Genomic DNA, 26,212 nt, shown 5'->3' with positions numbered 1-26,212 from the left:
TCCTCTACTTATTTTTCCAACACTGACGCCAACGGACAGTCCAATGTATATAGGTTGCGATACCTTGGATTGTCCTGATACAACTGCTCATGTGTCCCCCGCATCGAGATGACTCCCTGCTCCATAAAAATGACCTCGTCCATTTGCTCTACACCGCTCAAGTGATGAGTCACCCAAATCAATGTTTTCCCGTGCAAGACACGAAAGATCGTTTCCATCAGATCGCGTTCAGTCAACGGATCTAATCCCACCGTCGGCTCATCAAGGAGAACGATCGGCTTGTTTTGCAGCAAAATCCGGGCAAGAGCTATACGCTGCCTTTCTCCGCCAGAGAAGCGCAGACCAGTTTCCTGCATCCGTGTTTGATAACCGTCCGGTAGGGATTCAATCAGCTGATCCAGACCGACTTGAGCTGTCACAGCACGAACCTCTTCATCGGACGCATTGGGCCGACCAAGCCTGATGTTATTGGCTACGGTTGTGTCAAACAAATACGGTTGCTGATTCAGCACGGAAAACAAACTAGCAGAGGCCTCTTCTGATTGGACAGGCTGCCCATTTACTGTCACCTGGCCCGCTTCCGGCTGTATGGCACCTCGAATTAAGTTCAGTATCGTCGATTTGCCAGCTCCGCTGCGACCGAGCAACGCGATTTTGCCCCCTTGAGCCACCTCAAAAGACACGTCCTGCACACTCCAATTGTTGGCTTGTGGGTAGCGAAAATGAACATGATCGAACTTCAAACTGCCCCCCGCTTGATCTGCCACCTTTTCCTTCTGCGCTTTCACAATGGATTCACGACTACCCTCGATCTCCCGAAGCCGCTCCAGAGACTCCTTGTATTCTGGCATCCGCACAACCGCGTCAGAAATACGGGCAAACGCATCCATCAACGGAAATGCAACCAACCCAATCGCAGCAATCAACGTAACCGGAATCTGATTCGCAGCGGCAAGTCCGCCCGCCCAAATGACCAGTAAGACAATGGCACCACCGATTGCACACTGCGACATCCACTGTACTCGCCATTCTCCGCGTCGAATGGAGTTTTCGATCTCGGCGGCCGTCTTTTGCCGTCTTGTAAACAACTGGAGAAACTGCTGCGTACGACCACTGAGAATCCAGTCACTCATGCCAAAAACAGCATCAGTCAGCTCCCGGTATGCTGCCTGTCTCTCCTGCTTGAACTGACGACTCTTGGCAATGGATGACCACAAGACTACTGCCGGTGCAACAAACAGCAGAAAACCACAGTAAAGCGCCATCAGCAGCGCGAACATCCCGTCCATTCTTCCGAGTGCCACAATACCTGCCCCGTAGAGGAGGACCGCTGAGACGGCTGGCAGCACAAAGCGCAGATAGACATTCTGTAGTTGTTCGATATCATCTGCTAGTACGCCAAGTAAATCTCCCGTGCGAAAACGAGTGCGGAGGAGCTGCGCTTGCGGCTCGATGGCCTGGTACAAACGAACGCGCATACGCGACAACACACGCAAAGCTGCATCGTGTCCAACCAAACGCTCCAGGTACTGAATGACTGCTTTGCTAAAGCCAAAAGCCCGGACAAGTACGATGGGAACATAGACCATTAAGACATTTTCGGGCTTGAGTGCGGAGCGGGAAATCAAATACCCAGACGTATACAGCAAAGCACCCGCACATGCCACTGCCAAGGTTCCCAGCAAAGCCGCTGCGGCAAACTGCCAGAAATACTGGCGAAAGTATGGAAGAAACCAACCCTGATTGCCTTCTCGCGCTTCCTTCATCCTTTCTCCCCCTTGGCACCAGCTGTCAACAACCGATAAAATACGCTTTTTTGTGCAACGAGCTGTTCATAGGTACCCGCTTCTACCAGTCGTCCCTTGTCGATTACCCAAATCCAATCCATGTCTCGCATCCAATGCAAACGATGTGTAGCCAAAAATACGCGCCTGTCACCCAACACCGACAACATGGTCTGTTTGAGCTCCCATTCCGTTTCAATATCTAAGTGAGCGGTCGGCTCGTCGAGCAAAACCACTGGTCGATTGCCAAGCAGCGCACGTCCCAATGCAACCCGCTGTGCCTGTCCGCCGCTTAACGTACGTCCCCCTTCGCCAATGATTTCGTCACAGCCATTTGGCAAGCTGTCCATCAGCTCTCCCAGACCGACATCACGTATCACCTGCTTCACCTGTTCCTGCGTCGCTTCCGGCTCATAGAAGCGAATGTTATCCGCCAACGATTGATTGAATAAATACGGATGCTGTGGAATGTAAGCGATTTGCCGCTGCCACTCCTGCTTCGCATCCCCCGTAATGGGTTGCCCATCTACTTGAATCACGCCAGCTTCGGGATCAGAAAAGCCGCCTAGTACTCCGAGGAGGGTTGATTTTCCTGCCCCGCTCGCCCCAACAATGCCCACTCTTCTCCTATTGCTGCCCAATTCCGCAGATATCTCACCCAGTACCTGTCTGCCATCTTCACCGACGACTCGAATATCGGACAAGGTAATCGTTCCATCCCATACACCAGTCAGCGACGTCTGGCTATCCGTTGCCTGTGCTTTCTCTCTTTGTTCATCTGGAGCGCCAGTATCGATAATGGTACGAATAGTTCCCAACGCCTCTTTACCATCTAATGAGGCGTGGTAGTCCGATCCCAGCATCCGTACTGGCAAAAAGTATTCCGGTGCAAGAATCAGGATGACCAATGCCGTTTCAAAGCCAAAGTTTCCTTCAATCAGCCGCAACCCAAGACCGACCGCCACAAACGCAACCGACAGCATGCTGAAGAAGTCGAGTGCCAAAGAAGACAGGAAGGCGACACGCAACGTACGCATCGTAGCGGATCGATATTGATCACTCACTCTACCGACGGTCTCCCCATGGTCTTTGCTGCGCCCCAAAAACCGGAGCGTCGCAAGCCCGCGAAGCGAATCGGTGAAGTGATGGGATAGCATTCGATACGAGCGCCATTGTTTGTCTGCCTGTTTACGTGCCGCCAGACCGAGTACGATAAAAAATCCGACGAGAACAGGCATTGTTACTGTCAGGATCAGTCCAGAAATCACATCTTGCATGTAGACAAATGCCAGAAGCGGAAACGTAACAAAAACCATATCCAGCGTGCGCGGAACAGACAACTCTAGGTAGGTACGAACACGATCTACACCTTCCAGGACAAGCGTAACAAGCTTTCCGCTTCCTTCACTGGCGGCAAAACGTGGACCACGCTCGAACAATCGGGATAGAACACGGCCTTGCAAAGACTCACTGGAAGCTTCAGCAAAACGGCCGGCCACTTTCTTTTGCAGCCAAACGATGGTATGACGAGCGGCTATCATGACCAAAAACAGCGCAAGCGGCTGGTACGCCATCTGGACCGCTTGACCTTCAAACAAGATCGCGATCGACTTCGCCAAAAGCAGTGCCTGACCGATAATCGCCGCACTTTGCAGGAGGGAAAGACCGGCTAGCAGCAGCATAACCGGTCGGATTCCTTGTAATCGGAACAATTCCTTGTCCATTAGTACTCCAAATGATCCTTTTCAGTGACGCGTTTGTGGAAAACGAAGTAGCTCCAAGCCTGATAGGCTAGTACAAACGGTAAAAGCACTGCTGCAACAATGGTCATTGCTTTTAACGTGTATGGACTCGAAGCTGCATTATAGAGGGTCAAATCAAACGCGCTATCAATCGTGCTGACCATCACCCGTGGGAACAAACCGATAAACATCGAGACGAACGTCAGCAGGATCATCGCACCTGTCATCCCGAAAGCCCATCCTTCCCTGCCTTGTCTCAAGAAGTGGCGAGCCAGTACAAAAGCCACAACACCTAAGAGTACGGCTGCTGTCAACAAAACACCCTGGCGCTCAAACAGATCAGTTACCATGAATGTCCACCCTACAAGCACCGCCATGAGAACCGCTTGCATCGGCAACAGCTTCGCTGCCAGCACACGTGATTTTTCACGCAGCTCGCCCACAGTGCGCAGCGAGATGAAGTTGAGTCCGTGCAGCAAGCATAAGCTCGTTACTGTCACTCCTGCCCACAACGAGTATCCATTCACAATGTCCGAGAAGCCCGCAGTCATTTCCATATTCTGATCAATCGGCACCCCCTTCACCAAGCTGGCAAAGACCATTCCGAACAACATCGGCGGTACAAAGCTTCCAATCAGAATCGCTGCGTCCCACGTCTTTTTCCAAGCCTCGCCTTTCCCCTTGCCTCTAAATTCAAATGCCACCCCGCGTCCAATCAAGGCAAGCAGAATCAGCGTAAGCACGAGATAATACCCGCTAAACATCGTGGAATACCACTCTGGAAACGCTGCAAACATCGCACCAGCGGCTGTAATCAACCAAACTTCATTGGCATCCCAGAACGGGCCAATCGTATTGATCAAAACCCGGGTTTGCAAATCATTTCGTGATAGCAGGCGCGTCGCCATGCCGACACCAAAGTCGAAGCCTTCGAGAAAGAAAAATCCGGTAAACAGAACGGCAATGAGCAGGAACCACAGTTCATTAAGCTCCATAACGTTCACCCCTTACACGATCAAATGGATCCTGGAGCTGTAAATCCTCTACTTCCTCATGACTATCCATATCCGGTCCTTTTTTGGCTACACGAGCAAACAGATAAGCCAAGACGCAGAGCAGGATGAGATAAATCGTCGTGAAGGCGATCAGAGAGAACCATACCTCTCCTGTGCTAATGCTTGGCGAAACCGAATCTTCAACCCGCAAAAGCCCGAATACCGTCCACGGCTGACGACCTACCTCCGTCATGATCCAACCTGCTGAGTTTGCGATGAATGGTAGTGAGATACCCGCAACCATCAACTGCATGAACCGCTTGTTTGGCTGTTCCAGCTTTTTGCGTAAAGCGAGATATGCCCCGTACAAAGCCAGCAAAATCATGGCACTACCGCCTGCTACCATGATGCGGAAGCTCCAGAAGGTAGTCCGAACTGGTGGAATGTAGTTTCCTGGACCGTAAGTTTTCTCATACTCTTCTTGTAGTTCCAACATGCCCGGTACAGAACCTGAAAGTGAGTTGTACGTCAGAACGCTAAGCAAATAAGGAATTTTTATTTCAAAACCGTTTTCTTGTTTTTCTGGATCAATCGTTGCAAAGACCGTCCAAGGAGCTGGGTCCGAGCTTGTTTCCCACAGTCCTTCACTCGCTGCCATTTTCATCGGTTGGGTAGCAACCAAATACTGTGCCTGACCATGACCGAATTGAGCAATAGCCAGCGAGGAAATCAATGCTACCACGATCGCGATTTTGAAAGATTGCACAAAGAATGTAACGTCTTGTTTTTTCAACAGCTTCCAAGCACTGATACCTGCTACCAAGAAGGCACCTGTCGCAAATGCCGCAAATACGGTATGCGGGAATTCATATAGTAATTGTCCATTGGTAAGGAGAGCGAAGAAATCGACCATCTCTGCACGTCCGTTTTTGATAGCAAAGCCGACTGGCTGCTGCATGAACGAGTTGGCTGCCAAAATCCAGAGAGCCGAAAGAATCGTTCCGATGGATACAAGCCATATACATGCGAGATGCACTCCTTTGGACAACCGATCCCAACCAAACACCCATAGTCCAATAAAAGTCGATTCGAGGAAGAATGCTAAGAGGGCCTCAATCGCTAGCGGTGTCCCAAATACGTCGCCGACGAATCGTGAGAAATCAGACCAGTTCATCCCAAATTGGAACTCCTGCATAATCCCTGTCACGATCCCGACAGCAAAATTGATGAGCAAAAAGGTTCCCCAAAACTTGGCCATTTTTTTGTATAAGTCATTCTTTTTTACCACATACATCGTTTCCATAATGGCTACTAATAATGACAGCCCGATGGAAATCGGCACAAAAACAAAGTGAAAGATAGTTGTTATCGCAAATTGAAGTCGTCCCAAATCCACTATATCCATGTACAAGATCCCTTTCTATTCGCGTTTTGGCCTTTATGTACCGGAATTATACTAGTGGGGAAACCAGCATTTATGACGATTTTGTGAAAATAATCACAAATATATGTGAAAAAATTCACAAATGATTCTCTCTCTTGTAACCCCCTTTTCGCATTCATCTTCGTGAGAGAGTTTTTTGTTTTACCCTGTATATTTCCGGTCATGTATCATTGTAGCAGGACTTTTGACCCTAGAGAGTGTCCGATTCGTTACATGATTTTTAACACTCTGTGACTGTTTAGGATTTTCCTATCATGGGCGATTAACACCGGAAGGATCGAGTACGCTACGATTCCAAGTATGAACAACATGATGAATCCGTATCTTTGCATATTCCTCCACAGACTTTCGGTACACTTTTTCTTTTTTAGCAGATTATGAAAATACCCAGACGATCACCGACCTCGAAAAGCATTCGAAGTCGGTTGTGCCTGGGTACGTGGTGAAGTAACAACCGCTTATTTTTTGGCGGATTTCGTTGACAAGGAATCGATGATGTTGCCGATGGTCGCAGCATCAAAGCTCTTCTCTGCCATCTGATACAGCTCGTAAGTAAATCCTTCATGCTCCCAAATCACGATTCCGTTGGCGAAATAAACCTTCTTCCCGCCAATGGTTTCAATCTTGACACCCTCTGTCGTGCTGATGCCGTTTTCGCCACCGTTTGAAATCAACAAGGAAAGAAACTCTTTCTCTTTTTCATACTGAATTTCTACCATACCCTTGCCATGAACGACCGTGTTTTTATAGGAATAATGCTCTGACAACCATGTCGGTGCGGGAAAGTCCATTTTGCTGGCTGCGCGTGCTTCTTCCAATGTCATCTGTGGGGGGGCCTTGTGTTCTATAGGTATCTCGATTCCTTGGGTATTGGACTGTGCAGCAGGCAGCTCTTTATCGTATTGGGTAATTTCCATGTTCCCGACCTGAAAGCGTGCCAAAATCGTCTGGAGCATTCCTTGGGCAAACGATGTAGTCGAGAATGCACCTAAAAGGCAAACAACAGCAACAGCACTAATTGTAGCAGCTTTCCATTTATTCGTTTTCATATAGATCCCGTCCTTTTGGTTATCATGTAGTTGTATGTTTCCTGATTCCAATTTGAATTTCAACCGATTGTATATGTTGGCTTTTGGAGTGGCGTCATCCAGCTCCAGATCAGTAAGCAAGTCGGTGAGTTCACGAAAATCGTCTAGATCATGCTTACTCTTCATAACGGAAGCCCCCTTTTTGCAATTCCATCTGCAGCTTTTTCAAGCATCTGTAGAGCACGACGCCAATATTTGAACCACTGACACCAAGAAGTTCTGCGATTTCTGCGTTTTTAAGACCAGCCGCATATTTCATGGCGATGATATTGCGCTCCTTGTCACTCAGCTTCGCCAGTGCTTGAAATAAGGCTTGATGATTATCGTCGCGGATCACGATGTCCTCCGGAGACGACTTCGGCAAGACCAGATTCAGAATCGAATCCAATGAAAAGCTATTTCTTTTTTTCTGTAAGCGAAAGTAATCTGTCACTGCGTTTCTGGCGATCGCAAACAACCAGACCTCAAAGTTTGATTTATCCGGCGAGAAGCTGCTGTATTTTGATATCACCATTTCAAACACATGACTGCATATTTCTTCCGCTGTGTGCTGTGTAGTGATTATTGATACGATAGCAAATATATTTGTAGACGCGCTTATAGTACGCACCATAAATTTGGGCAAAAGTTTCGGTCGACATGCTTTCCGCTTGCCTTTCGTGTTCTTCTTTTTGGCAGATGCCTGTGTTCACTTGGGCAATCTCCAACTACTTCTCCTCCCTTCTGGATGGAATAAACAAATTGCGCAATTTGTTTGGTTGTGAGCCTCACGATAGTTAATACGGCAAAAGTAGAAATGTATTAACAACGTTTTTCAAGATGGAGGAAATAACGTGTGGTACCCTATGAAGAAATGATGACACGAGCATAACAGGCATATTTGCCATCCATCCTGAATTTGAGGATGATCACGGAGCAATCATTTTAGATAACACAAGTCCTGTCCCTACAGAAGGAACTGCACGCATGTGGATTCTTTTTCCCCATATGCGTAAAGAGGTCCACACAAAAAGAATGGAGCATGGGGTGATCGGATATTTTATGGAAGGTCCGAGAAGGGTAGCTGTAGTCGAAACAATAGAAATAATCGGGTTGCATTCAAACCCTAACTCGTAAACTGCGTTTTGACTTGGAGGGAATCATATGTCTGGATTCATGGAAATTGCAATCGCACTGTTTTTTACGGACAATTCTAGTTCCCTTTTCTAGCAAAAAAAGCAGGCTGTCAACAAATGACATCCTGCTTTTGATTCCGTTATTTACCCCAGTGCGGTGGACGCGTAAACGAAGGTGGCAGCTTGGTGATTGCATCGCCCTTCGCCGCGTTGAGCTGAACCTGCGTAAGAAACAACGTCTCCGTCAAGTTCGCTCCGCTCACATCTGTATCGCGAAAATCTGCACCAATGAGGTCAGCTCCCCGCAAATCCGCTCCTCTCAGATCAGCAGCTATCAAATAAGCGCCACGCAAATTGGCACCTCGTAAATCAGCGCCTTTGAGCTTGGCACCGATGAGATCAGCGCCTCGGCCATAGTTTTTTCCTTGCTTGCCCCCTTTGTACTTGGCAACCGCGTCCTTACGTACCAGTTCACTTGTCTGCAACAATAGTTCATTAACTTTTGCTCGATAAAAAGCGATGTCCAGCTTCAGGATGTCTTCAGGATTGCGATCCGTCAGGCGCTGTGTCTCCTCTAACGCTTCCTTCAATGCAGGATGGAGGGACTGGGCAGCTTGCTTGGTCAACGCCTCCGTTATATACCAAAGCAGCTCATGAAGCTGCCACATGATCGGAAATACTTCGTACATTTGCTTCGCTGATCCGGGTTCCTTCCGCCAATCTTGACCGCCATAAGTGACTTGAGACACCTTTTGACCAGCTCCAAAGCAATCGTAGACAGTACAACCACGAAAGCCTATCCCTCTCAGCTTTGTGTGAACACCACACCGGAAGTCTGCCTGTAAGTTGCTACAGGGCTTGCCTGCGTCTTTATTGATGGCAAAGTCAGAGGAAGCAGCAAAAGGCAATGCGACACAGCATAAGCCAAAGCAGCTTTCACAGTCACCTTGAAGATGACCGCGACTATTATCGTCAGTAGATTGTATGTGTGCTTGATGTCTAGCCATAAATGATCCTCCTGGAAAAAAACACGATTCTCCCGCTCATGGCGAAAAGAATCGTGCTACTTTTATTGACTGTTTATTGGAATGCGATTTGAGATTCGATCAGGTAATTCCCAAAGACTTCGGCAAAGGCTTCTGCTGTATTATAGCCTTCTTCCAAGGTGTTGTTCGTACCACCGAATTCCAAAAGCAGGGCTCCCTCGGAAATGGACTGATTGTACACCCCGTTCCCCTGATTTGAACCTTTCAGGATAATCCCCCGCGACAAACCGGGATAAGAGACTTCCAGACGGGCGTGCAGCTCTTCCGCCAGCTTTTTGTTCGCCAGATGGTTCGGATTCGCTGTTCCGATTACAAACAGCATCCGGGAATAGGTTTTGCCATTGATCGTGATCGCTACCTTGCTGCGCGGCTCGTCACTGTCCCGATGAATATCGAAAATGTACTGCAAGTGCGGGCTGGTTGCAGCCGCTGCCGCTACCGCCTTGTACGACTCGGAATAAGACATCGAGTAGCTTTTATTTTGTTCCCTCAATCTCTGAGCGAAATCGTCCTGGCTCGCCATTGCCGAAATGCCTCTTGCTTGCAACAGCTCGCCCAGCCTTTTCCCAACAAGCGTGATGTTGATCTCAGGATCATCTACCGAGCTCCCTTGTTGGTTCCGTGCTACATTTCGCCAAGACTCACGGTTATGGGTGTGATAAATATACACTTTCTCGTTTCCAATCATCCCACTGTTGTACTCGTATGTAGCTCCTGTCGGTGGCAAAGTACCAGCTGGTTGAATCTTCTCTACAATCCACCCCGCGATATAGGCGGTCGAATTGTCTGCCAGCCTGATGATGTACCAGTCTCCTACTGTTTGCACAACCGGGAATACTTGTCCGGGTTGAACCGTTCCGATTATCGCATGATCGGTTGAGGGACCGTTGCGGATGTTAGAATCAGGATTTTTGACGCGAATCTGTAGTTCTTGTATAGAGGGAGGCGGTGTTGTTGGCAAAGTCGCTGGTGCCCCCGGTGTTGAACTCGGCAGTGTCGGAGCTGTCCCAGTCTGTTCCATTGGTTTGAAGATATAGGCATAGGTCCCGTTAAAGTTAATGGTGTACCAACCATTCGCATATCCGTAATGATTGATTGTCATCCCGCCATGCATTTGACCAATGACGGTACCAAGAATATCTGGCTGTGCATAAACTTCATAGCCTTCGGTTAATACGATTGTCCCTTGCCCGAATTCACTCCCTGTATTGGATGGTAGTACAGGAGGGGGCGGTGCTGGAATTGTTGTCGGGTCCGGGATTTGTGCTGGTGCCTGGGGCGGTTTTGGTGGTGGTGCTGTTGTCTCCGTCAAGTAACTGGCTTTCACCCAGCCGTTCTTTTGATCAGACAGCTTAATTTGTGCCCATTCCCCTTGCTTTCTCATTTGCAAAAACACACCGTTTTTGTCGATGATCTGCAAAATTTGTGCAGTGGCATTTGGTTCTGCCCGAACATTCAGCATGTCCACATTGCTTTTGACATATTTGATCTGTGGAACTTCTATCATCTTGACATACTTATTATTGACCCATCCGGTATTGCCGTTCGGCAGCTTTACCTGGGTCCAATCTTTATGCTGTTTGGTGATTGGCAACCGCGTCGCTTTTTTGAGTGTTGCGACGATCTGGGTAGTTGTACCTGGCTCGCTTCGAATATTTAACTGATCGACCGCCACTTCTACATGGGTGGCCGCTCGCGCAATGGACAGAGGCATCAGCAAAATCAGGAAGAAAACAGCTAGCAAGCTGACATTTACTCGTAAAAGCAAGTTCCTCGTTCCCCTCTGTTTTTTTCGTATTTTTGGAAAATCCAGCTAATAGAAAGAACTTCTCGATTCACCCGTATATTCCTTCATGTTTTGACATCTTTTGCTCTCAAAACAGCAATATCGTCACGCTCATTCTATCTCCTGAAAATAATGACGTTTTTGCTAGAAAAAAGTTACAGAAAAAAGGATGAAGCAAAAAGCTTCACCCTTTCTCTTTCGACTCTATTTCCTTCCTACCATTTCGCTGCCCAAGCTTCTATCTCCACTTTGAGCGAAGGGACAGCCAATGCTGGGACGTAAGACATAGTCATCGCTGGCGGTTTCCCCCCGTGGAACTTCTCCCACACCTGATTAAAATGCCTCCAATCCATTTCCTCGGTTGCCCATATATTGATTTTGATGATATGGTCCGCAGTTACTGACTCACTTTCAAAATTGCGCAGGATGTTCTGTAGCGTGTTTTCTACTTGTTCTTTCATATCTGTCGGCAACTCTCCGTGAAGGTCCATTCCTACTTGCCCAGAAAGCACGAGCAACTCGGCTCCTTTTGGAACGACGGTCAAATGTGTATAGGGTCCCATAGGCGGAGCAACTGTACTTGGATTTTTGCGCTGGACCATGGGCTTCACCTGGTCGGTTTGTTCTTCTTTCACGATCGCCAGTGTTTGATGATCTTCCCACCGGCCATTGATTTTCACGTTTTTCTTGGCAATCCCTTCCTTGTGAAAACCAGCTTTTAGCAGCACCTTAATCGAGCCTATATTATGCGGCATCACGCCTGCTTCCAAGCGGTGAAGACCTAATGTTTCGAACGCATAGTCAACGACGAGCTTTACGGCTTCGGTCATGTAGCCTTTTCCATTATGCTCTTTGTCCAGGAAGTAGCCGATCCAGCAGCTTTGCAGATTGTCTCTAACGACCTCTGAAAGGATGACTTCCCCAATGATTTCATCCTGTCCTTTTTTCGCAATGACAAAGACGTACCCTCTGTCTTCTTCTTTTAAAGCTGTCGCACTCTTGATCCTGTCGATTTGTCCTTCCAGCGTGTAAAACGCCTCTTCTCTCGTCCCAGTGAAATTTTGAAAGAAGTCTCTGTTTCTCACTTCAAGCGCCAAGAGGCTCTGTGCATCCGATTCCTGTACCAGCCTTACGTAAATGTTCTCTCCGTTTCTTTGCATACAATCCATCTCCCTTTTTCGAAATAAAAAAACACCACAGGAAATCCTGCGGTGCCCAAATAGAAAACCACAGGAATGCGACCTGTGGCGTTTTTCCACTGTATCCTGATGAATCCCACTACATCAAAGGATGGTCGCTATATCCGTTTTTGGACATACTTCTCCCGTGATTTAGCCAGATCAAAGAAAACAGCGGTGGAGTATCCCATTCCTTTTGGCAAAGACATTAATGATCTTTTTTTCATGGGGATACCCTCCTTTCCGCTGTTTTTACGTGCATACCATTTCGATATAGAGACGGTCGTAGCAACAACCATTACATTTTTATCCATGAACTACTCCACAAGTATAGCGGCAAATGACGTTCGTGACAACATCCTCTCGCATATCTTATCCCATCCATAGCCTTTGATAAAATTCGCCGTCTTACTCCAACGAAGAGGAATAGATCCATTATTTTGTGGAACAATGAAAAGGAGAGAAGATTGTCATCATTCATAATCCGAGTGCAAGAAAGAAGGGAGCTACCTTTATGACGATTCAACGTTTTGTTCGGGAGTCTCGCACGTTCAAAGCAAGCCATGTGCTGCCCCCGGATACGAACAATCACAATACGCTGTTCGGCGGCAGGCTGATGGCGCATATCGACGATGTTGCTGCGATCTCTGCCATGAAGCATGCCCGGGGACCAGTCGTTACCGCCTCTACTGATTCCGTCGACTTTTTGCAGCCGATCCGGGTGGACAATGAGGTTGCCCTCGAAGCCTTCGTCACATGGACGCATAACACGTCGATGGAGGTCTTTGTCAAAATTGTTGCGGAGGATTTGCTAACGGGCATTCGAACCGTCTGTGCCACATCATTTCTTACGTTCGTCGCGATTGGCGAGGATGGGCGGCCTACCCCCGTGCCCAAGATCGTGCCAGAGACGGAAGAGGAAGTATTCCTGCACAACGGTGCTGACGAGCGAGCTGCGGCACGTAAAATACGTCGCAAGGATAACAGGCATCTCGCGGATATGCTTGGAACCAGACGCCCGTGGGAACCGTGATTGGACACCCCATAAACGAAAAAAAGTCCCTTTCCTTTTAGCAGGAAGGGGACTCTCTTGTGTTTTTAACGCCTTATTCTTTGGAAGCCCACTTGTAATCGACCACGCCTTGATGATCCATGACAACATCTTTTAGCTTCTCATCTTGAACCCAATGTCTGGTATAAAAGTATACCGGAGCAACGGGCATTTCCTCCATCAGGATCGCTTCTGCCTGAGCCAGCAGCTGCTTTCGTTTCTCAGGATCTTTCACCGTCACGGATTGATTCAAAAGCTCTTGATACTTTTTGTTTTCCCATCCGGTATCATTGCTGCCTCCATCCTTCTCCTTGAGCAGCTCCAAATAGTTGCTCGGATCATTGTAATCTGCATGCCAGCCCGTCCGTGCAATCTGATACTTGCCATTCTTTACATCTTCCAAAAACACTTTCCATTCTTGATCATGCAGTGTGACATCCACACCTAGTGTTTGCTTCCACTGCTTTTGAATCATTTCTGCGACCAAGCGATGATGCTCGGACTTGTTATAGGACAAGGTTATTGGCGGGAGCTTTGTCATTCCCAGCTCCTTCATGCCCTCGGCCAGCAGCTTTTTTGCTGTCTCCTGATCGTTATCCTTGAAGTAGCCATCCTTTTTCAGGTTCATCGTAGGCGGCAGAGCACCTGTAGCAGGTATTTGCACACCATCGAGCAGCACCTCATCAATCGCCTGACGATTCATTGCATAGGCAAACGCTTTGCGAATCTTGGCGTTGGTAAACGGTGCCTGCTCGGTGTTGAACTTGTACCAGTAAACACCTGCAACCGGCTTTGTTTGCAATATTTCTTGGTAATTCAGTGCAGGCAACGCCTCGACGGGCAGAGATCCAAACGGAGCGCCTGCCCAGTCAGACTTGTAATTATCGAACATAGACAGCTGTTTATTCTCATCCTGAATCACGTCAAATTCCAGCTTGTCCAGCTTCACAGCCGCTTTATCCCAGTACAGGTCGTTTTTGACCACCGTGATTTTCTCTTTATCTGCGGAAACTAATTTGAAAGGTCCGTTCCCGACATGCGTCGCAGCTTTTCGGTACCATCCAGGGTTCTTCTCATCGAGCTTTTTGTTCACGGGGTAAAAAATCGGTGCTGCCGTTAACTCTGTAAAAAACGGTGTAGGCTGCTCTAACTCTACGCGCAATGTCTTGGCATCGATGGCTTTTACTCCTACCTCGTCCAGCTTCATCTCGCCTGTGTTGGCTTGCTCCGCATTTTTGATGGAATAGAGCAAATAGGAATAGGAACTATCTGTTTTCGGGTCTAGCGCACGCTTCCACGCATATTCGAAGTCATGGGCAGTGACTGGATCGCCATTGCTCCACTTCGCCTCACGCAAATGAAACGTATATGTTTTCCTATCATCGGATACGTCTATTTTCTGGGCGATTGATGGCTGAACTTTTCCATCCGGACCTAAGCGGACCAACCCATCAAACATCGTGTGCATCACAGAAAACATCGCTTCATCCTCAGCCATTGCGGGGTCCAATTGACCTGGCTGATCAATCAAGTTCAACCGCAAAACCTTATGTAAAGAGGTAGCACTTGTTTCCTGGGATTTTACTTCGTTCGCTGAAGCATATCCTACGGAGGAAGCCAACACTCCTGTCGACACCAGAATCTTCGCAATGATCTTGCCTGGACGTTTCATCTCTATCCCCCACTTCGCTCTATTAACAAACTTTCCATACAATACCAAATTATTGCTTATTAGACAATGAACAAGCGATAGTGAAGAAAATCATCCGCGCTTTCCGGCTCCATGTCATAGGACTCGAATCCATTTTTCAACAATACTTTTTGTGATGAGATATTATCCGGTGTTGTTTTCGCACAGATCATTCTGACATTCAAGTGGGGAACATGCCCCTCCAAAAAGACCTTCAGTGCTTGCGAAGCCACGCCTTTTCCAGCGGTATCTTCCCCGACCCGATAGCCGAGATGTCCGATTCCTTCGTCTTTCTCGATGTCTACCAAATTCATTCTTCCCAAGATGTCACCCTGGCTGTTTTTGATGAGGCCAAAAAACGAGATTCCTTGCGCCTGCTCGTCGAGCAAGGCTTGCAGACCTCGTAAAAAATGGTCATATTGGTAGTAAGCGTCTCCCCGACTGGGAACCGATTTTTCGAAAAAGGCTCGATTACGGACTTCAAATTGAAACAAGCTGGCTGCATCTTGTATGCTTAATTTTTCAACAGCAATCATCATGGGTACGTATCCTTTCTTGAATCGAGGTGGAATGAATATGGCAGTTGCTTATTTGGAAGAGGGCACGTTTATCGCCTTTATTGCCTTTACGATATTTTTCTTTGTCGCTTACAAGCTCGATCAGATTTCGTTTGTCTCGTTCATTGTGTCCTTGGCCGTCACGGCTTGCGTTCACGCTGCCTTCTATTGGTTAATTGTAAAATATTGGCCGTTTTTTTAATAGCATTAGAAAACTTGGCTGCGCCAAGCCTTTGGGCGGAGCCGTAGTTGCACTTATGTCGATGAGAATTTTATAAATTCTTATCGACCAAAAAAGGCGCAGGATGAACACCCGCGCCTGTACGTTTATCTGCTCACAGCTTCGCTTCATAGGCCGCAAGCAATTGAGCCGCTTGCTTGTTATACTGGTTGACCAAGCCTTGAATGGCTTTCTGCCACTCAGCTTGCGGGAGCGGCAATGACAGTTGATTGGCCGGGTTGCCGTTCACGATCAGTGCTGTTGTGAGCATTTGCTGTTGTGCGTCACTGAGTGAAGCCGTCGTTAACACCTTTGGCTTGAGCACTTTCTTTCCTTTGAGGGAACGCATGAGCTCTGTCATCAGGATGTGCTGATACTCCGCGTACAAATCCATCGTCATGTAGTAGCTCATTCCCTCTCGCACCGGCACAATTCCCCGCTTCTGTGCCCACTCCATCACCTGTGGCGTCGTCATCGCTTGACTTGTTTTGCCTGTCGCCATGAAATAAGCCACTCGGAACATATCCTCGTCGCTCATGACAGAACGATTCTCATCGGCTTTGATGATACCCTTGGACACCAGTTCTGAAAGTACCGCTTGCTTTCCTGCATCCTTCGGCAGATTCAAATAAAGCGCCAGATTGGCAAAGAAATGGCTCTCACTGTTGCCACCAGCTGGCCAGCTATACGGTTTGCCGAAATCGATCAGCTCCAGCGGTCTTTGCCGCATCAAATCTGAGTAGGCAGAAAAGGATTGGAAGGTGATTGGACGATAGGAGACTACTGGCTTTTTCGTCAGGAATCGGGTGGCAAACAGTTCTTGCCCGCCATGACCGAGATAGCCGAATTGGTCTTTTGTCGTGAACACATATGGAGGCTGACTGGCAGAAGTGCTCCACAATTGCAGAAATAACTGGTCAACCGGCATAATCGTCTCAAACTTGGCACTTGTCAGCACCTTGCCATCCATAGACAGCAGTCCGCGTAATCCCGCCTTTTTATCCTGATAAACGATGGCACTCTGCTTGCGATCCGGTAAAATCAAAAACTTCAATGACTGATAATCCCCTGTGCTCAAGCGCTGCAGCTCTGATGAGTATACGTCCCATCCTGCGCTCGTTTGAACGAACAGCTTATCGAAATCGGCCTCTGCAATATAACCTTTCACACCCGTGAGCTTATTTACAAGCTGATTTCCTTCTGGTGCCCATATATCAAAGGTGCCGTCTACACGTGCCGCTATCGCGATTTTGTGATCCTGCAGCATTCTTTCAGTTACATCGCGATAAATTGCATCGCTGACGACCTGAAGCTGCCCGCCATCGGTCTTGCTCATTGATATTCCGACGACACCCGGTCTTACACCCATGGTGTATACGGAGTCAGCCACTTTGATCAGGGTGATTGGCGATCTGTCGTTGCCACCCTTCCACATCCCCACTTTGTTCTCTGTAGTCAACAGCTTGCCCTCTGGCGTATACAAATCGGTCCAATCACGATCCATTGCAACAATCAGCTTGCTTTCAGAATCCAAGTAGACAGATTGGTAGAGCTTGCTGACTGGTTGGTTCGTCTTGCGGTCCACGATCATAACGCCTTTTCCTGGCTGATACATGGTCGTCAAATCATCGGACAACGGTTTTGCATTGCCAGCGTCTTGTTGTTTCCCTCCGTGGCTGTATCGCATCACCTTGCCATCTGGCTCAGTCACCAGCACCTGTCCTGTAGCTTCCTCGTAGCGAATGACCCGATTCTCTACAGGAGGCAGGACCAAGCCTTCATTTTCAGAATAAAGTCCGATTTTGGTGCCGTCCTTGATGCTAAGCATGCTGTAGCTGCCCAATGTCACATACGAGTCAAACCAGAAATCAGGCTCCTTGACTTCTTTTCCCCAGGCTGGGAGGATCGCTTTTTTGCCGTCGCTACGGACGAGCAAGCGTGCAGCTGGCGGACCTTCTACCGAAGAATAAGTGAACGGTATGACCGTTCCTCCTCCAACCTGGGCGACTCCGTACAGATTCGTCTTAGGGTCCTGTCCCAGTACATAGCTCCCATGTAAAAATTGGGCGCCTTTTTTGAATGGATGTGCTGTACCTTTGGCAACGGAATGATACGTGGCCACATCTCCAGTTACGGTGTAGTACACATCCGGATTTTGGTGTTCGATCCCCACTTCTTTATATATGGGCTCTGCCAGCATCCGTCCGTCTTTCCACAACCCTTGTCCTTTTGGCCCAATCACCTGAAAGTACCCATTATTCCATATATAAATCGCGTTGTATTTGGGCTCCAGTACGTACTTTCCATTGCGATCAATCAAGCCTTCTTTTCCACCAGATCGCACCTTAAGATACGCGGTGTCTGGACCACCTTCGTTCGGAATCAGTTCTGCCTTTACCAGTGCAAACAGCTTTTTGCCGGAAGCAGGATCGTACATGATAAGCTCTTTGGGCGTGGTCGCGACGAAATATCGCTTTTTCTCCGCCTCTTTATTTTCCGTCTGATCAGGAGCAACGAGTTGCACCGTCGTCAGCTTGCCCGCAAATGGAGGAACGAGGACCTTGCCATCCCCATTGAGCAACATCGATGATTTTCCCAGCAGCATAATCGCCGTCCCTTGCCCTGCGGACAAATAATACGGATGCGCCCCAGCAAACTTCATGTTCGACAGTTTGCGCGTCTTCAAGTCGATATATTGGAACCAGCCGCCTTTTTGAACAATGGCGATATTTTTGGAATCGGGAATGTCAATGTTATCCCAAATCACAGGGGTTATTTCTTTCCCTGTCCGCACGTCGAGAATTCCTTTTTTACCGCCCTTAGTTACGATTATGCCTGAAGAAGTTAGCTGAAAATCATCATAAATGGCCTGTGTGACCAGCTTGTTGCCGTCCGTAAAACCGATCTTGTAGTCTGTTAGATACGGCTGAATCTGGGAAAACGCAGCAGCATGGACAGAAGTAGTCAAAGCACTTGCCCCGAGTAAGACTGCGGTAACCAGACTGATGGTTTTTGTTTTGATTTTCATTGGTGATTAGCCTCCCTTGGCAAATATTCCCTTCCTTTGACGCTTCGTAGGGTGAAATAGTTTCGCTACACTTTTTCAAGCAACTGGAACCTTTTCTTTCCGTCCACTCGCTTTTAAGCGTGCTATAATTGTTCACACCGACGCAGTATAATCATCGTATACGGATGGGAGTGCTTATAAGAGCACTTGGAAAGGATGTTCCCATGAATTTCTTTGCTGCCGCCTTGCAAAAGCCGGATGTCAGACGATTTGGGATTTTAGCGTTGTTTTGTTTGCTGCTTTACTCCTTGGGAAGTATGCTGAACATGGTTTTGCTAACCTTTTTAGTTACCTATTTAATGAATCGGCTGCATCAATACCTCACACGTCTCACACACAAAGTCGTGCCGATCCATCCCAAGCTGATTCTCATTTTTCTCTATATGTTGCTGACGTTCTTTCTCGTTGTGGGAGGGATGAAAGCCATTCCGGCGCTTATTCATCAAACCGGACAATTGTTCCATCTCATCGAGCAAGTGTACCACCAAAATCAGCACAATGAGTTGGCCCCTTATCTTATGTCTGTTGTTGGGAAGCTCGATATGAAGGGCATCGTTCAGGGCAGCCTTGATTTTCTCGCAGTAGTCAGAAACGTTGGGTTCAATGTCTTTCTGGCGATTATTCTGAGTCTGTTTTTCCTGCTCGGCAAAGACAATGTCGTTACGTTTACCGCTCAATTTCGTACGAGCAAATTATCCTGGCTGTACAACGAAATCGCCTACTTCAGCCAAAAATTCATCCTGACCTTTGGCAAAGTAATCGAAACACAGCTGTTGATCGCCTTATTCAATACGACCTTCACCGTCATCGGATTATGGATCATGGGCTTTCCGAATCTATTGGGACTCGCGATTATGGTCTTCATACTGGGGCTCATTCCGGTTGCAGGTGTCGCCATTTCATTGATTCCGCTCAGTGCCATCGCCTATAGTGTTGGTGGTATCGCAACCGTCGTCTATTTGCTCATTTTTATCATGGTGATTCACGCGCTTGAGGCCTATGTGTTGAATCCTCGCTTGATGGCAACCAAGACTCACTTGCCGATCTTCTATACGTTTGTCGTCCTGATCTTTTCCGAGCATTTCTTTGGCGTATGGGGGCTGATTGTCGGGATTCCGTCCTTTGTTTTTTTGCTAGACATCTTTGAAGTGAAGAAAATGGAGCAACCCCCTGCCAAAAATAGATCCGTTCCAAAAGATGTACAAGTCAACACGTGACAGATAGACATAGAGAAAGGAGCCCCTCGTGAGAAGGGCTCCTTTTTGTTTTTATTTGCCTTCAAACCATTTGATCAAGGCTTGTGTGCCGCTATCAGCCTCACCGTTCGCTGCCAGTTCTTCATAGAGCGATTTGGAGAGTGCGAGTCCTGGTGTCATCAGCCCCATTTCCTCCGCTGCTTCCAATGCGATTCCCATGTCCTTGATAAAATGTTTGACGTAAAAGCCAGGTGCAAAGTTGCCTGCGATCATGCGCGGCGCCAGATTCGACAGCGACCAGCTGCCTGCGGCACCCGCTCCAATGCTCGTCAGCACTTTCTCCGGGTCCAGACCTGCTTTTTTCGCATACGCGATCGCTTCACACACACCGATCATGTTTGTGGCAATACAAATTTGGTTGCACATTTTGGTATGCTGGCCTGCACCTGGTCCACCCTGCAACACAACGTTTGTCCCCATGATCCTAAACACAGACTCCATCGCCTCAAATACTTCCTGATCGCCGCCAACCATGATGGTCAGGCGCGCTTCCCGTGCCCCCACATCTCCACCGGAGACAGGCGCATCCAGGGAATGCAGCTCGTGCTTTTTGGCTTCCTCATAAATATGTTTCGCCAGCGACGGCTTCGATGTCGTCATATCGATCAAATAAGTGCCCGGCTTCGCATTTGCCACAATTCCGTCCGCGCCAAGATACACTTCCTCGACATCAGATGGATAGCCGACCATTGTGATGATGACGTTTGCCTCTTTTGCCAGCTCACTGACATGTTCCTTCCAAATCGCACCGGCTGCCAGCAAATCTGCCGCTTTTTCCTTTGTACGCGTGTACACCAGCACTGTATATCCTGCTTGCAGAAAATGGTTTGCCATGCTTTTCCCCATGACACCCGTTCCTACAAATCCAATGATTCTATCACTTACAGGCAAAGCCATGTGAACCACTCCTTCGTTTCTCTCTTTCCTGTTATCTCGACAATTGTACTTCTCGAATCTATCCGAATATTCCTGCTACGCGTCTTTATGTGTTTAAATGGAAAAAAGGACATATGTCCTTTTTTTTCGTGCGCAAATGCCTTTTACTAAAGAGGGTATAGCCTGCAAGCAAACGAGCAGGAGGCTTGATACATGAAAGAACTTCACGACCGCACCCTTTTGCATACGCTGGTGCAAACTAGTCCTTTGCCCGATATTTTTGATGCCGTTACCCTCCATGAAATGCGCCTGTATCAGGCTGAGAAGGGTGACATCCTCTGTTCGAAGGGCGACCAGCTTCACCACATGTACTTCATTCTGAAGGGAAAAATCAAAATTTTCACGACGCTTCCTAACGGAAAATCTTTGTTGCTGCGCTTTAACAATCCACTCGCGATTATCGGAGACGTCGAATATGTCACACAATGCGAGGTCCGCAATACGGTTGAGTTTGTCCATCGCAGTCTCGTGGTCAGTCTTCCCTTCAAAGTTTTGCAGGAAAACTACCAGAACCACCCGCCTTTTTTGCAATTCATTCTCCATAAAATCAGTCACAAGCTGCATACATCATCGAACTCCACCAGCCTGAATCTGTTGTATCCCGTTGAAAATCGCTTTGCCAGCTATTTGCTCTCCACGCTGTCCAGCGACACAGGGTCGACTGCTTCCGAGGAGCTAAAGACGGCGAAGCTGACAGAGGTAGCCGAGCTGTTGGGCACCAGCTACCGACATTTGAACCGGGTGATCCGCAACCTTTGTGCAGCATCCGTGATCGAACGCAAAAAAAGCGCACTGATTATCAAGGATCGAGAAAAAATCCGTGCGCTTGCGAGCGGAAACATTTATGAGTGATCAACCATATAGGAGGTCATATTGTGCAAGGCATTCTCTTTTCGTTACTCGCTGGCGTTTTTATTTGTCTGCAAGGCGTGTTCAATGCGCAAGCCAGTACAAAGCTCGGACTGTGGCAAACCAATGCGATTGTTCACGCCGTGGGCTTTCTTGTATCGTTCGCGATCTTTCTCTACGTTCGTGATGGCGATTGGAAAAGCATCGGGGAAGTCAACAAGTTGTATCTGCTTGGAGGCGTTTTCGGGGCCTTCATCGTTTTTAGTGTCATGAAAGGCATTACGGCTATCGGCCCTGCCTACGCCGTATCGATTCTGCTCATCTCACAATTGCTTGTCGCCCTCCTCATTGATTCTCTCGGCCTGTTCGGCGTGCAAAAGGTTCCGATTACCTTGAACAAAATCATCGGAATCGGCATCATGATCGCAGGCGTAGTGGTTTTCAAACTCAAATAAAGGAGGAGGGCATCATCGCCCTCCCCTACAGGATCAATTGCTCCGGATTCAGTCCCATTAGCGCCTCATGCACAAACCTTCCGTCTTTTCGAATGAGTATATCGTCAAACCAGATTTCGCCGCCACCGTATTCCGGGCGCTGAATGCAGATCAGGTCCCAGTGAATCGCGCTGCGGTTGCCGTTATCCGCCTGATCATAGGCACGACCCGGTGTGAGATGAAAGCTGCCGGCGATTTTTTCATCAAACAAAGTATCCCCCATCGGGTGCAAAATGTACGGGTTAAACGCAATGGCGAATTCACCGATGTAGCGTGCACCCTCGTCCGTGTCCAATATTTCTATGAGCTTGTCTGTATGGTTAGCGTACGCCTCGACAATCTTTCCTTCCCGAAAAGTAAACCGGACGTTTTCAAACGTTGTTCCTTTGAAGTTGCTGGGCGTATTGTAGCTGATCGTCCCGTGAATCGAATCGCGGACCGGAGAGGTATACACTTCGCCATCGGGAATGTTTCGTTTGCCTACCGCTGTCCGCGTCCCAATCCCTTTGATCGAAAACGTCAAGTCTGTCCCTGGCCCGACGATGCGCACCTTGTCCGTTTTGTCCATGAGGTCGTACAATGGCTGGCACGCTTCGGCCATTTTTCGATAATCGAGTGAACACACGTTGAAATAAAAATCCTCAAACGCTTCTGTCGTCATGTTGGCCTTTTGGGCAAGGGCCGAGGTCGGGTAATTAATGCGCAGTCCCGTAATCTGATTATCAACATGATGGAAAATAGAATCATACGCTTCTGCGTACAGACGGTACTTCTCCTGCGGAACATCCTTCATCTCACTGTCATTGGTCTCGCCATGAACTCCGATATAGCCTTGCATGCCAAACCACATGTCCTTTTCCCACTGAACCGTCTGGGCAAGCTGCTCTTTGGTTAGCCCTTTCAACCATTCCCGCTGGACTTTAGGCCGTACAAAGCGCAGGTGGGGATACGCTCCCTTCGCATACAGCCGCTTCACCAATTCCATTGCCAGCGCTTCTCCTTCATCCACGACCATGATCATAATATGCTGCCTGGCTTGCACATCCAGGCTGTACGAAATTAAGTTGTCTGCTATTTTTCCCAGTCTTTCATCTCTCATCGTGCACGCGTCCTTTCCAGATTTTCATTGCTCTTCCAGCATAACGCGCGTTTGTCAGAGGAATATCATCGGGAAAATCGTGATCCCACTGTTGTGGTCGGGAGAAGCCCTGCCACATGTTTTCCAGTCGCCTATATCCTCTCTTCGTTCGGGCGGTCTCCTTCCAAACATGTGACAGAACTTCCGGACAGCTGTGGATGATTTCGAGCTTTTTAGGCGTTTTGCAAGTTTGTACAAAAAAGTTCTTGAGATCATTGTACTGCACTCACCTTCTAAGATTTGCTTTCAAACAATAACGAGAAGCTGCGTGGAAGAAGCGAATTTCCAGTCCAAGCGCCTCTGGAGCCCAACCTAGCTTCGGAATAAATGGCGGGGAATTTAAGCTTTTATTACATACAAAAACGCATTCACGTTTTCTGGTTTGAAGCGCTCCCGCCATTTATTCCGAAGCGGACAGTCATACTTCTTGCGGGGCGTAGGCCGAAGCGTAGACTGGAAATTCGCTTCTTCCTCCCACTCGAGTCACTTATAAACGAAAAAAGCGATGCTAATGCACCGCTTCTCCATGATTCACTTTCCTAACCGCTTGTGCTGGACATCTTCCACACGCTGACTGATCCTGGCGAGTACAAAGGCGATGATGACCGAGAATATCACAATGCCGTAAAATCCGGCTCCGATCCCTATGCCAATCCCTCCAGCGAAAAAGATCATGGCTGCGGAGGTCAGTCCTTTTACTTTCAAGCCGTCCTTCAAGATGACGCCTGCTCCCAAAAAGCCAAGACCTGTGACAATCTGTGCAGCCAAGCGCATCGGGTCCATCATCGTTCCGTTGCCAGGCGCGCTGTATAGCTTTGTGCTGTAAATGGAAACAAGTGTGATGAGCGTGCAGGCCACGGACACATACATATACGTTTTCAGCCCGGCAGGCTTGTTTCTGTGCGAGCGATCCCACCCGATGAATAAACCGAGAATCGCACTCACCACTACCCGCATATACATTTCCAAGTCATACTTCACATACAACCATTGTAGAGTCTCCATCCTCGTCACCTTCTTATAGCGATAGAGACATGATATGTGCAGATTCGAAAAATAGACCGCCTTCTTCTATATCTTATTTCCTTTCAATCTTCACTTCTGGCCCGACAAAGACTTCAAACAACCGCTCCCAAGGAAGCTTGATCTCCCTATCTGTTAATTCGACGATTTCGCCTTGAAACGTATTCTTGCCTCGCTTCCCGATAACCAGCGATTGATTGGCAAAGTAGTTTTCGTACCATTCGTCCGCATGTGGTGTCAGTGCATCCCTCACAAACTCATTGACTTCGTCATAATCATCTCCGAGATTCCATTCATTTCCGTTTAACTCTTTAACGAGATCGCGTGCTTCTGCCATGACTTCATTGCGGTAATGATGGTCATTTACAAACGATGACAAGAGCAGATTGATATGGGTTTCTGCCGCATCCACCGTTAAGGGCACACCGAACTGATTTCCTTTTTCCAAAAAGGCTGATCGTTGCAACGCCTGTCCCAACGCGCTTCCCATATTGTTTCCCGCCGTTCCCCATGCCGTGTACGCGAACAATTCCGGCAGCTTTACTTCTTCTTGTAGTCGCTCGATCAACTCAGGGTCAGCTTTGTTTGTAATCGTCACGTCTGTAATGGCGACCTGCTTTCCTTCCTCCAGAAGCTCGTTGATTTCTTCGACGAACTCATCCAGGTCTTCGCGTCTCTCTGCGTTGCTCTGTCCTTTTTTCTTCGGTGAATTGATCATTAACACGATATCTGCGTCGTCTTCGTCCCGGACTGGTTTGCCGCCTGCTGCGATGATATGCTTCTCGACATTTACATCAAAGGTCGTGTCTTCAAACGGCGCCGTCCACTCACTGCCGTCTATACCCGAATACTCGACTGCTACTTTTGGATGGATGCGCATTTCATTCAAGGCGAATCTGCTCAACAAGACCGTTCCTACTTCGTCTGCTCCAGGGAAAATCGCTACACGATCCTCTACATCCAGCTCCTTTGCTTTTTTGACCAAGATCTCCCGCTCTGCCCGATGAAGGCCATGGGGAGCAGCGTCATCCTGAGCCAGCACTAAATAATCAATGGTCCCGTCCTTTACCCAGTCGATCAACAAGGAGTTAATCTTGTGGTTACGCTCGCGGGCGTTCAAGTAATCTTCCAGCACAGACTCGGGAATCTCCCTTTCCAACTGATCGAGCCGGTCCTTTTTTTCCGTCATGCCGAGGTTGTGCACTTCATCGTATAAAATGGCCCATTCTCTGATTTGCTCATAGTACTTCAATGTTTCGGGATCAGTCGCCGTCACCGCCAAGCGTTGAATCGTATCGAAGACGTAGATCGGCTTTTTGGAATGTTTATCTCTCAGTCTCTTAATGGCTTCGATATTCGACAGGGCATCTTCATAGGACTGTTGATCGGTACGGGACGCAACCAGCCCGCCATATGCCAGCATGCTGACAGAGATGACTGAGCCGTCCACTTTGCTTGCTTGTTTGATCAGCCAATCGCCAATTTCTTCCCCATCGCCCGGGGTCATAAAGTGACCCAGCATGTCTTCATCCGGCATAATCGCCTCCACCCCGCCTGCCCGTGCTGACATTTGCGGAAAATACGTATTGACCGGGCGATCATCGAGGGGAACAAGGGCGACGTTGGCAATTGGCTTGGGTGACGCTTTTTTCGCCGCAACTATACTCGTCTGCGCAAATGGAACCATGCCTGTTACTAGTGCTGCCATAGCCAGTGTCGAAATGACAACGCGCAACTTTTTCATAGATCCAAT

Annotated in this window: 21 protein-coding genes; 5 read left to right on the top strand and 16 right to left on the bottom strand. The window is 48.2% G+C overall.

Annotated elements, in window-relative coordinates; genetic code table 11:
- Positions 1-8: 8 nt before the first annotated feature.
- The 9 genes from cydC to EL268_RS06475 all read right to left on the bottom strand — a co-directional run bounded on the left by cydC (position 9) and on the right by EL268_RS06475 (position 12,160).
- Complete coding sequence (cydC, locus tag EL268_RS06515) at positions 9-1,766, bottom strand: thiol reductant ABC exporter subunit CydC (protein ID WP_106653924.1); 1,758 nt, start codon at positions 1,764-1,766, stop codon at positions 9-11.
- Positions 1,763-3,508, bottom strand: a complete 1,746-nt coding sequence (cydD, locus tag EL268_RS06510) for a thiol reductant ABC exporter subunit CydD (protein ID WP_106653923.1) — start codon at positions 3,506-3,508, stop codon at positions 1,763-1,765. The genes cydC and cydD overlap by 4 nt, the downstream gene beginning before the upstream one ends.
- On the bottom strand, positions 3,508-4,521 hold the full coding sequence (gene cydB, locus EL268_RS06505; protein WP_106653922.1) for a cytochrome d ubiquinol oxidase subunit II: 1,014 nt from the start codon (positions 4,519-4,521) through the stop codon (positions 3,508-3,510). The genes cydD and cydB overlap by 1 nt, the downstream gene beginning before the upstream one ends.
- Positions 4,511-5,926 carry a cytochrome ubiquinol oxidase subunit I gene (locus EL268_RS06500; protein ID WP_106653921.1) on the bottom strand — a complete coding sequence of 472 codons (1,416 nt, stop codon included), beginning with the start codon at positions 5,924-5,926 and terminating at the stop codon, positions 4,511-4,513. The genes cydB and EL268_RS06500 overlap by 11 nt, the downstream gene beginning before the upstream one ends.
- A gap of 497 nt (positions 5,927-6,423) precedes the next feature.
- A complete protein-coding gene (locus tag EL268_RS06495) occupies positions 6,424-7,179 on the bottom strand; it encodes a hypothetical protein (RefSeq protein WP_106653920.1) in 756 nt (251 codons plus the stop codon).
- Positions 7,169-7,567, bottom strand: coding sequence for a sigma-70 family RNA polymerase sigma factor (locus tag EL268_RS06490; RefSeq protein ID WP_232030284.1), 399 nt, complete (start codon positions 7,565-7,567; stop codon positions 7,169-7,171). Before EL268_RS06490 ends, EL268_RS06495 begins: the two co-directional genes overlap by 11 nt.
- Before the next feature lie 741 nt (positions 7,568-8,308).
- The gene (locus EL268_RS06485) at positions 8,309-9,175 is read right to left on the bottom strand and encodes a pentapeptide repeat-containing protein (RefSeq protein WP_106653919.1); all 867 of its coding nucleotides are present in this window, start codon (positions 9,173-9,175) and stop codon (positions 8,309-8,311) included.
- A 73-nt stretch (positions 9,176-9,248) separates the two neighbouring features.
- Positions 9,249-10,982, bottom strand: a complete 1,734-nt coding sequence (gene spoIIP / locus EL268_RS06480; RefSeq protein WP_106653918.1) for a stage II sporulation protein P — start codon at positions 10,980-10,982, stop codon at positions 9,249-9,251.
- A 233-nt stretch (positions 10,983-11,215) separates the two neighbouring features.
- Positions 11,216-12,160, bottom strand: coding sequence for a GNAT family N-acetyltransferase (locus tag EL268_RS06475; protein ID WP_106653917.1), 945 nt, complete (start codon positions 12,158-12,160; stop codon positions 11,216-11,218).
- Positions 12,161-12,692: 532 nt separating this feature from the next.
- Here EL268_RS06475 and EL268_RS06470 point away from each other — a divergent pair.
- Positions 12,693-13,211 carry an acyl-CoA thioesterase gene (locus tag EL268_RS06470; protein ID WP_106653915.1) on the top strand — a complete coding sequence of 173 codons (519 nt, stop codon included), beginning with the start codon at positions 12,693-12,695 and terminating at the stop codon, positions 13,209-13,211.
- 73 nt (positions 13,212-13,284) lie between these two features.
- On the opposite strand, the gene EL268_RS06465 is transcribed toward EL268_RS06470, so the two are convergent.
- Positions 13,285-14,901 (bottom strand): peptide ABC transporter substrate-binding protein, encoded by a 1,617-nt coding sequence (locus EL268_RS06465; RefSeq protein ID WP_106653914.1) that lies wholly within the window; start codon positions 14,899-14,901, stop codon positions 13,285-13,287.
- Positions 14,902-14,960: 59 nt separating this feature from the next.
- Positions 14,961-15,458, bottom strand: coding sequence for a GNAT family N-acetyltransferase (locus EL268_RS06460; RefSeq protein ID WP_106653913.1), 498 nt, complete (start codon positions 15,456-15,458; stop codon positions 14,961-14,963).
- A 37-nt stretch (positions 15,459-15,495) separates the two neighbouring features.
- Between EL268_RS06460 and EL268_RS06455 the strand changes: the two genes are divergently transcribed.
- Complete coding sequence (locus tag EL268_RS06455; protein ID WP_047074121.1) at positions 15,496-15,678, top strand: hypothetical protein; 183 nt, start codon at positions 15,496-15,498, stop codon at positions 15,676-15,678.
- A 133-nt stretch (positions 15,679-15,811) separates the two neighbouring features.
- Here EL268_RS06455 and EL268_RS06450 read toward each other — a convergent pair whose 3' ends face one another.
- Complete coding sequence (locus EL268_RS06450; RefSeq protein WP_106653912.1) at positions 15,812-18,724, bottom strand: WG repeat-containing protein; 2,913 nt, start codon at positions 18,722-18,724, stop codon at positions 15,812-15,814.
- 203 nt (positions 18,725-18,927) lie between these two features.
- Between EL268_RS06450 and EL268_RS06445 the strand changes: the two genes are divergently transcribed.
- Positions 18,928-19,980, top strand: coding sequence for an AI-2E family transporter (locus EL268_RS06445; protein WP_106653911.1), 1,053 nt, complete (start codon positions 18,928-18,930; stop codon positions 19,978-19,980).
- A 51-nt stretch (positions 19,981-20,031) separates the two neighbouring features.
- Here the strand turns inward: EL268_RS06445 and EL268_RS06440 are convergent, their stop codons facing one another.
- A complete protein-coding gene (locus EL268_RS06440; RefSeq protein ID WP_106653910.1) occupies positions 20,032-20,916 on the bottom strand; it encodes an NAD(P)-dependent oxidoreductase in 885 nt (294 codons plus the stop codon).
- 192 nt (positions 20,917-21,108) lie between these two features.
- Between EL268_RS06440 and EL268_RS06435 the strand changes: the two genes are divergently transcribed.
- Positions 21,109-21,807 (top strand): cyclic nucleotide-binding domain-containing protein, encoded by a 699-nt coding sequence (locus EL268_RS06435; protein WP_106653909.1) that lies wholly within the window; start codon positions 21,109-21,111, stop codon positions 21,805-21,807.
- 23 nt (positions 21,808-21,830) lie between these two features.
- The gene (locus tag EL268_RS06430; RefSeq protein ID WP_106653908.1) at positions 21,831-22,259 is read left to right on the top strand and encodes a DMT family transporter; all 429 of its coding nucleotides are present in this window, start codon (positions 21,831-21,833) and stop codon (positions 22,257-22,259) included.
- A gap of 25 nt (positions 22,260-22,284) precedes the next feature.
- On the opposite strand, the gene EL268_RS06425 is transcribed toward EL268_RS06430, so the two are convergent.
- From EL268_RS06425 to EL268_RS06410, 3 genes are all read right to left on the bottom strand, one after another.
- Positions 22,285-23,397: an aminopeptidase gene (locus tag EL268_RS06425; RefSeq protein WP_106653907.1), complete on the bottom strand. Its 1,113-nt coding sequence runs from the start codon at positions 23,395-23,397 to the stop codon at positions 22,285-22,287.
- Positions 23,398-23,967: 570 nt separating this feature from the next.
- Positions 23,968-24,441, bottom strand: coding sequence for an MgtC/SapB family protein (locus tag EL268_RS06415; RefSeq protein ID WP_106653905.1), 474 nt, complete (start codon positions 24,439-24,441; stop codon positions 23,968-23,970).
- Between the two features lie 73 nt (positions 24,442-24,514).
- Positions 24,515-26,203: a DUF4127 family protein gene (locus EL268_RS06410; RefSeq protein WP_106653904.1), complete on the bottom strand. Its 1,689-nt coding sequence runs from the start codon at positions 26,201-26,203 to the stop codon at positions 24,515-24,517.
- Positions 26,204-26,212: the final 9 nt, after the last annotated feature.

It is taken from the genome of Brevibacillus brevis, from assembly GCF_900637055.1.
Taxonomy (GTDB): Bacteria; Bacillota; Bacilli; order Brevibacillales; family Brevibacillaceae; genus Brevibacillus; species Brevibacillus brevis.
This window is presented reverse-complemented; position numbering and strand designations above follow the sequence as displayed.

Excerpts from the sequence above, each read along its gene's own strand:
- cydC (WP_106653924.1), bottom strand. The coding sequence starts at position 1,766 with ATGAAGGAAGCGCGAGAAGGCAATCAGGGTTGGTTTCTTCCATACTTT.
- cydD (WP_106653923.1), bottom strand. The coding sequence starts at position 3,508 with ATGGACAAGGAATTGTTCCGATTACAAGGAATCCGACCGGTTATGCTG.
- cydB (WP_106653922.1), bottom strand. The coding sequence starts at position 4,521 with ATGGAGCTTAATGAACTGTGGTTCCTGCTCATTGCCGTTCTGTTTACC.
- EL268_RS06500 (WP_106653921.1), bottom strand. The coding sequence starts at position 5,926 with ATGGATATAGTGGATTTGGGACGACTTCAATTTGCGATAACAACTATC.
- EL268_RS06495 (WP_106653920.1), bottom strand. The coding sequence starts at position 7,179 with ATGAAGAGTAAGCATGATCTAGACGATTTTCGTGAACTCACCGACTTG.
- EL268_RS06490 (WP_232030284.1), bottom strand. The coding sequence starts at position 7,567 with ATGGTGATATCAAAATACAGCAGCTTCTCGCCGGATAAATCAAACTTT.
- EL268_RS06485 (WP_106653919.1), bottom strand. The coding sequence starts at position 9,175 with ATGGCTAGACATCAAGCACACATACAATCTACTGACGATAATAGTCGC.
- EL268_RS06475 (WP_106653917.1), bottom strand. The coding sequence starts at position 12,160 with ATGCAAAGAAACGGAGAGAACATTTACGTAAGGCTGGTACAGGAATCG.
- EL268_RS06470 (WP_106653915.1), top strand. The coding sequence starts at position 12,693 with ATGACGATTCAACGTTTTGTTCGGGAGTCTCGCACGTTCAAAGCAAGC.
- EL268_RS06465 (WP_106653914.1), bottom strand. The coding sequence starts at position 14,901 with ATGAAACGTCCAGGCAAGATCATTGCGAAGATTCTGGTGTCGACAGGA.
- EL268_RS06460 (WP_106653913.1), bottom strand. The coding sequence starts at position 15,458 with ATGATGATTGCTGTTGAAAAATTAAGCATACAAGATGCAGCCAGCTTG.
- EL268_RS06455 (WP_047074121.1), top strand. The coding sequence starts at position 15,496 with ATGGCAGTTGCTTATTTGGAAGAGGGCACGTTTATCGCCTTTATTGCC.
- EL268_RS06450 (WP_106653912.1), bottom strand. The coding sequence starts at position 18,724 with ATGAAAATCAAAACAAAAACCATCAGTCTGGTTACCGCAGTCTTACTC.
- EL268_RS06445 (WP_106653911.1), top strand. The coding sequence starts at position 18,928 with ATGAATTTCTTTGCTGCCGCCTTGCAAAAGCCGGATGTCAGACGATTT.
- EL268_RS06440 (WP_106653910.1), bottom strand. The coding sequence starts at position 20,916 with ATGGCTTTGCCTGTAAGTGATAGAATCATTGGATTTGTAGGAACGGGT.
- EL268_RS06435 (WP_106653909.1), top strand. The coding sequence starts at position 21,109 with ATGAAAGAACTTCACGACCGCACCCTTTTGCATACGCTGGTGCAAACT.
- EL268_RS06425 (WP_106653907.1), bottom strand. The coding sequence starts at position 23,397 with ATGAGAGATGAAAGACTGGGAAAAATAGCAGACAACTTAATTTCGTAC.
- EL268_RS06415 (WP_106653905.1), bottom strand. The coding sequence starts at position 24,441 with ATGGAGACTCTACAATGGTTGTATGTGAAGTATGACTTGGAAATGTAT.
- EL268_RS06410 (WP_106653904.1), bottom strand. The coding sequence starts at position 26,203 with ATGAAAAAGTTGCGCGTTGTCATTTCGACACTGGCTATGGCAGCACTA.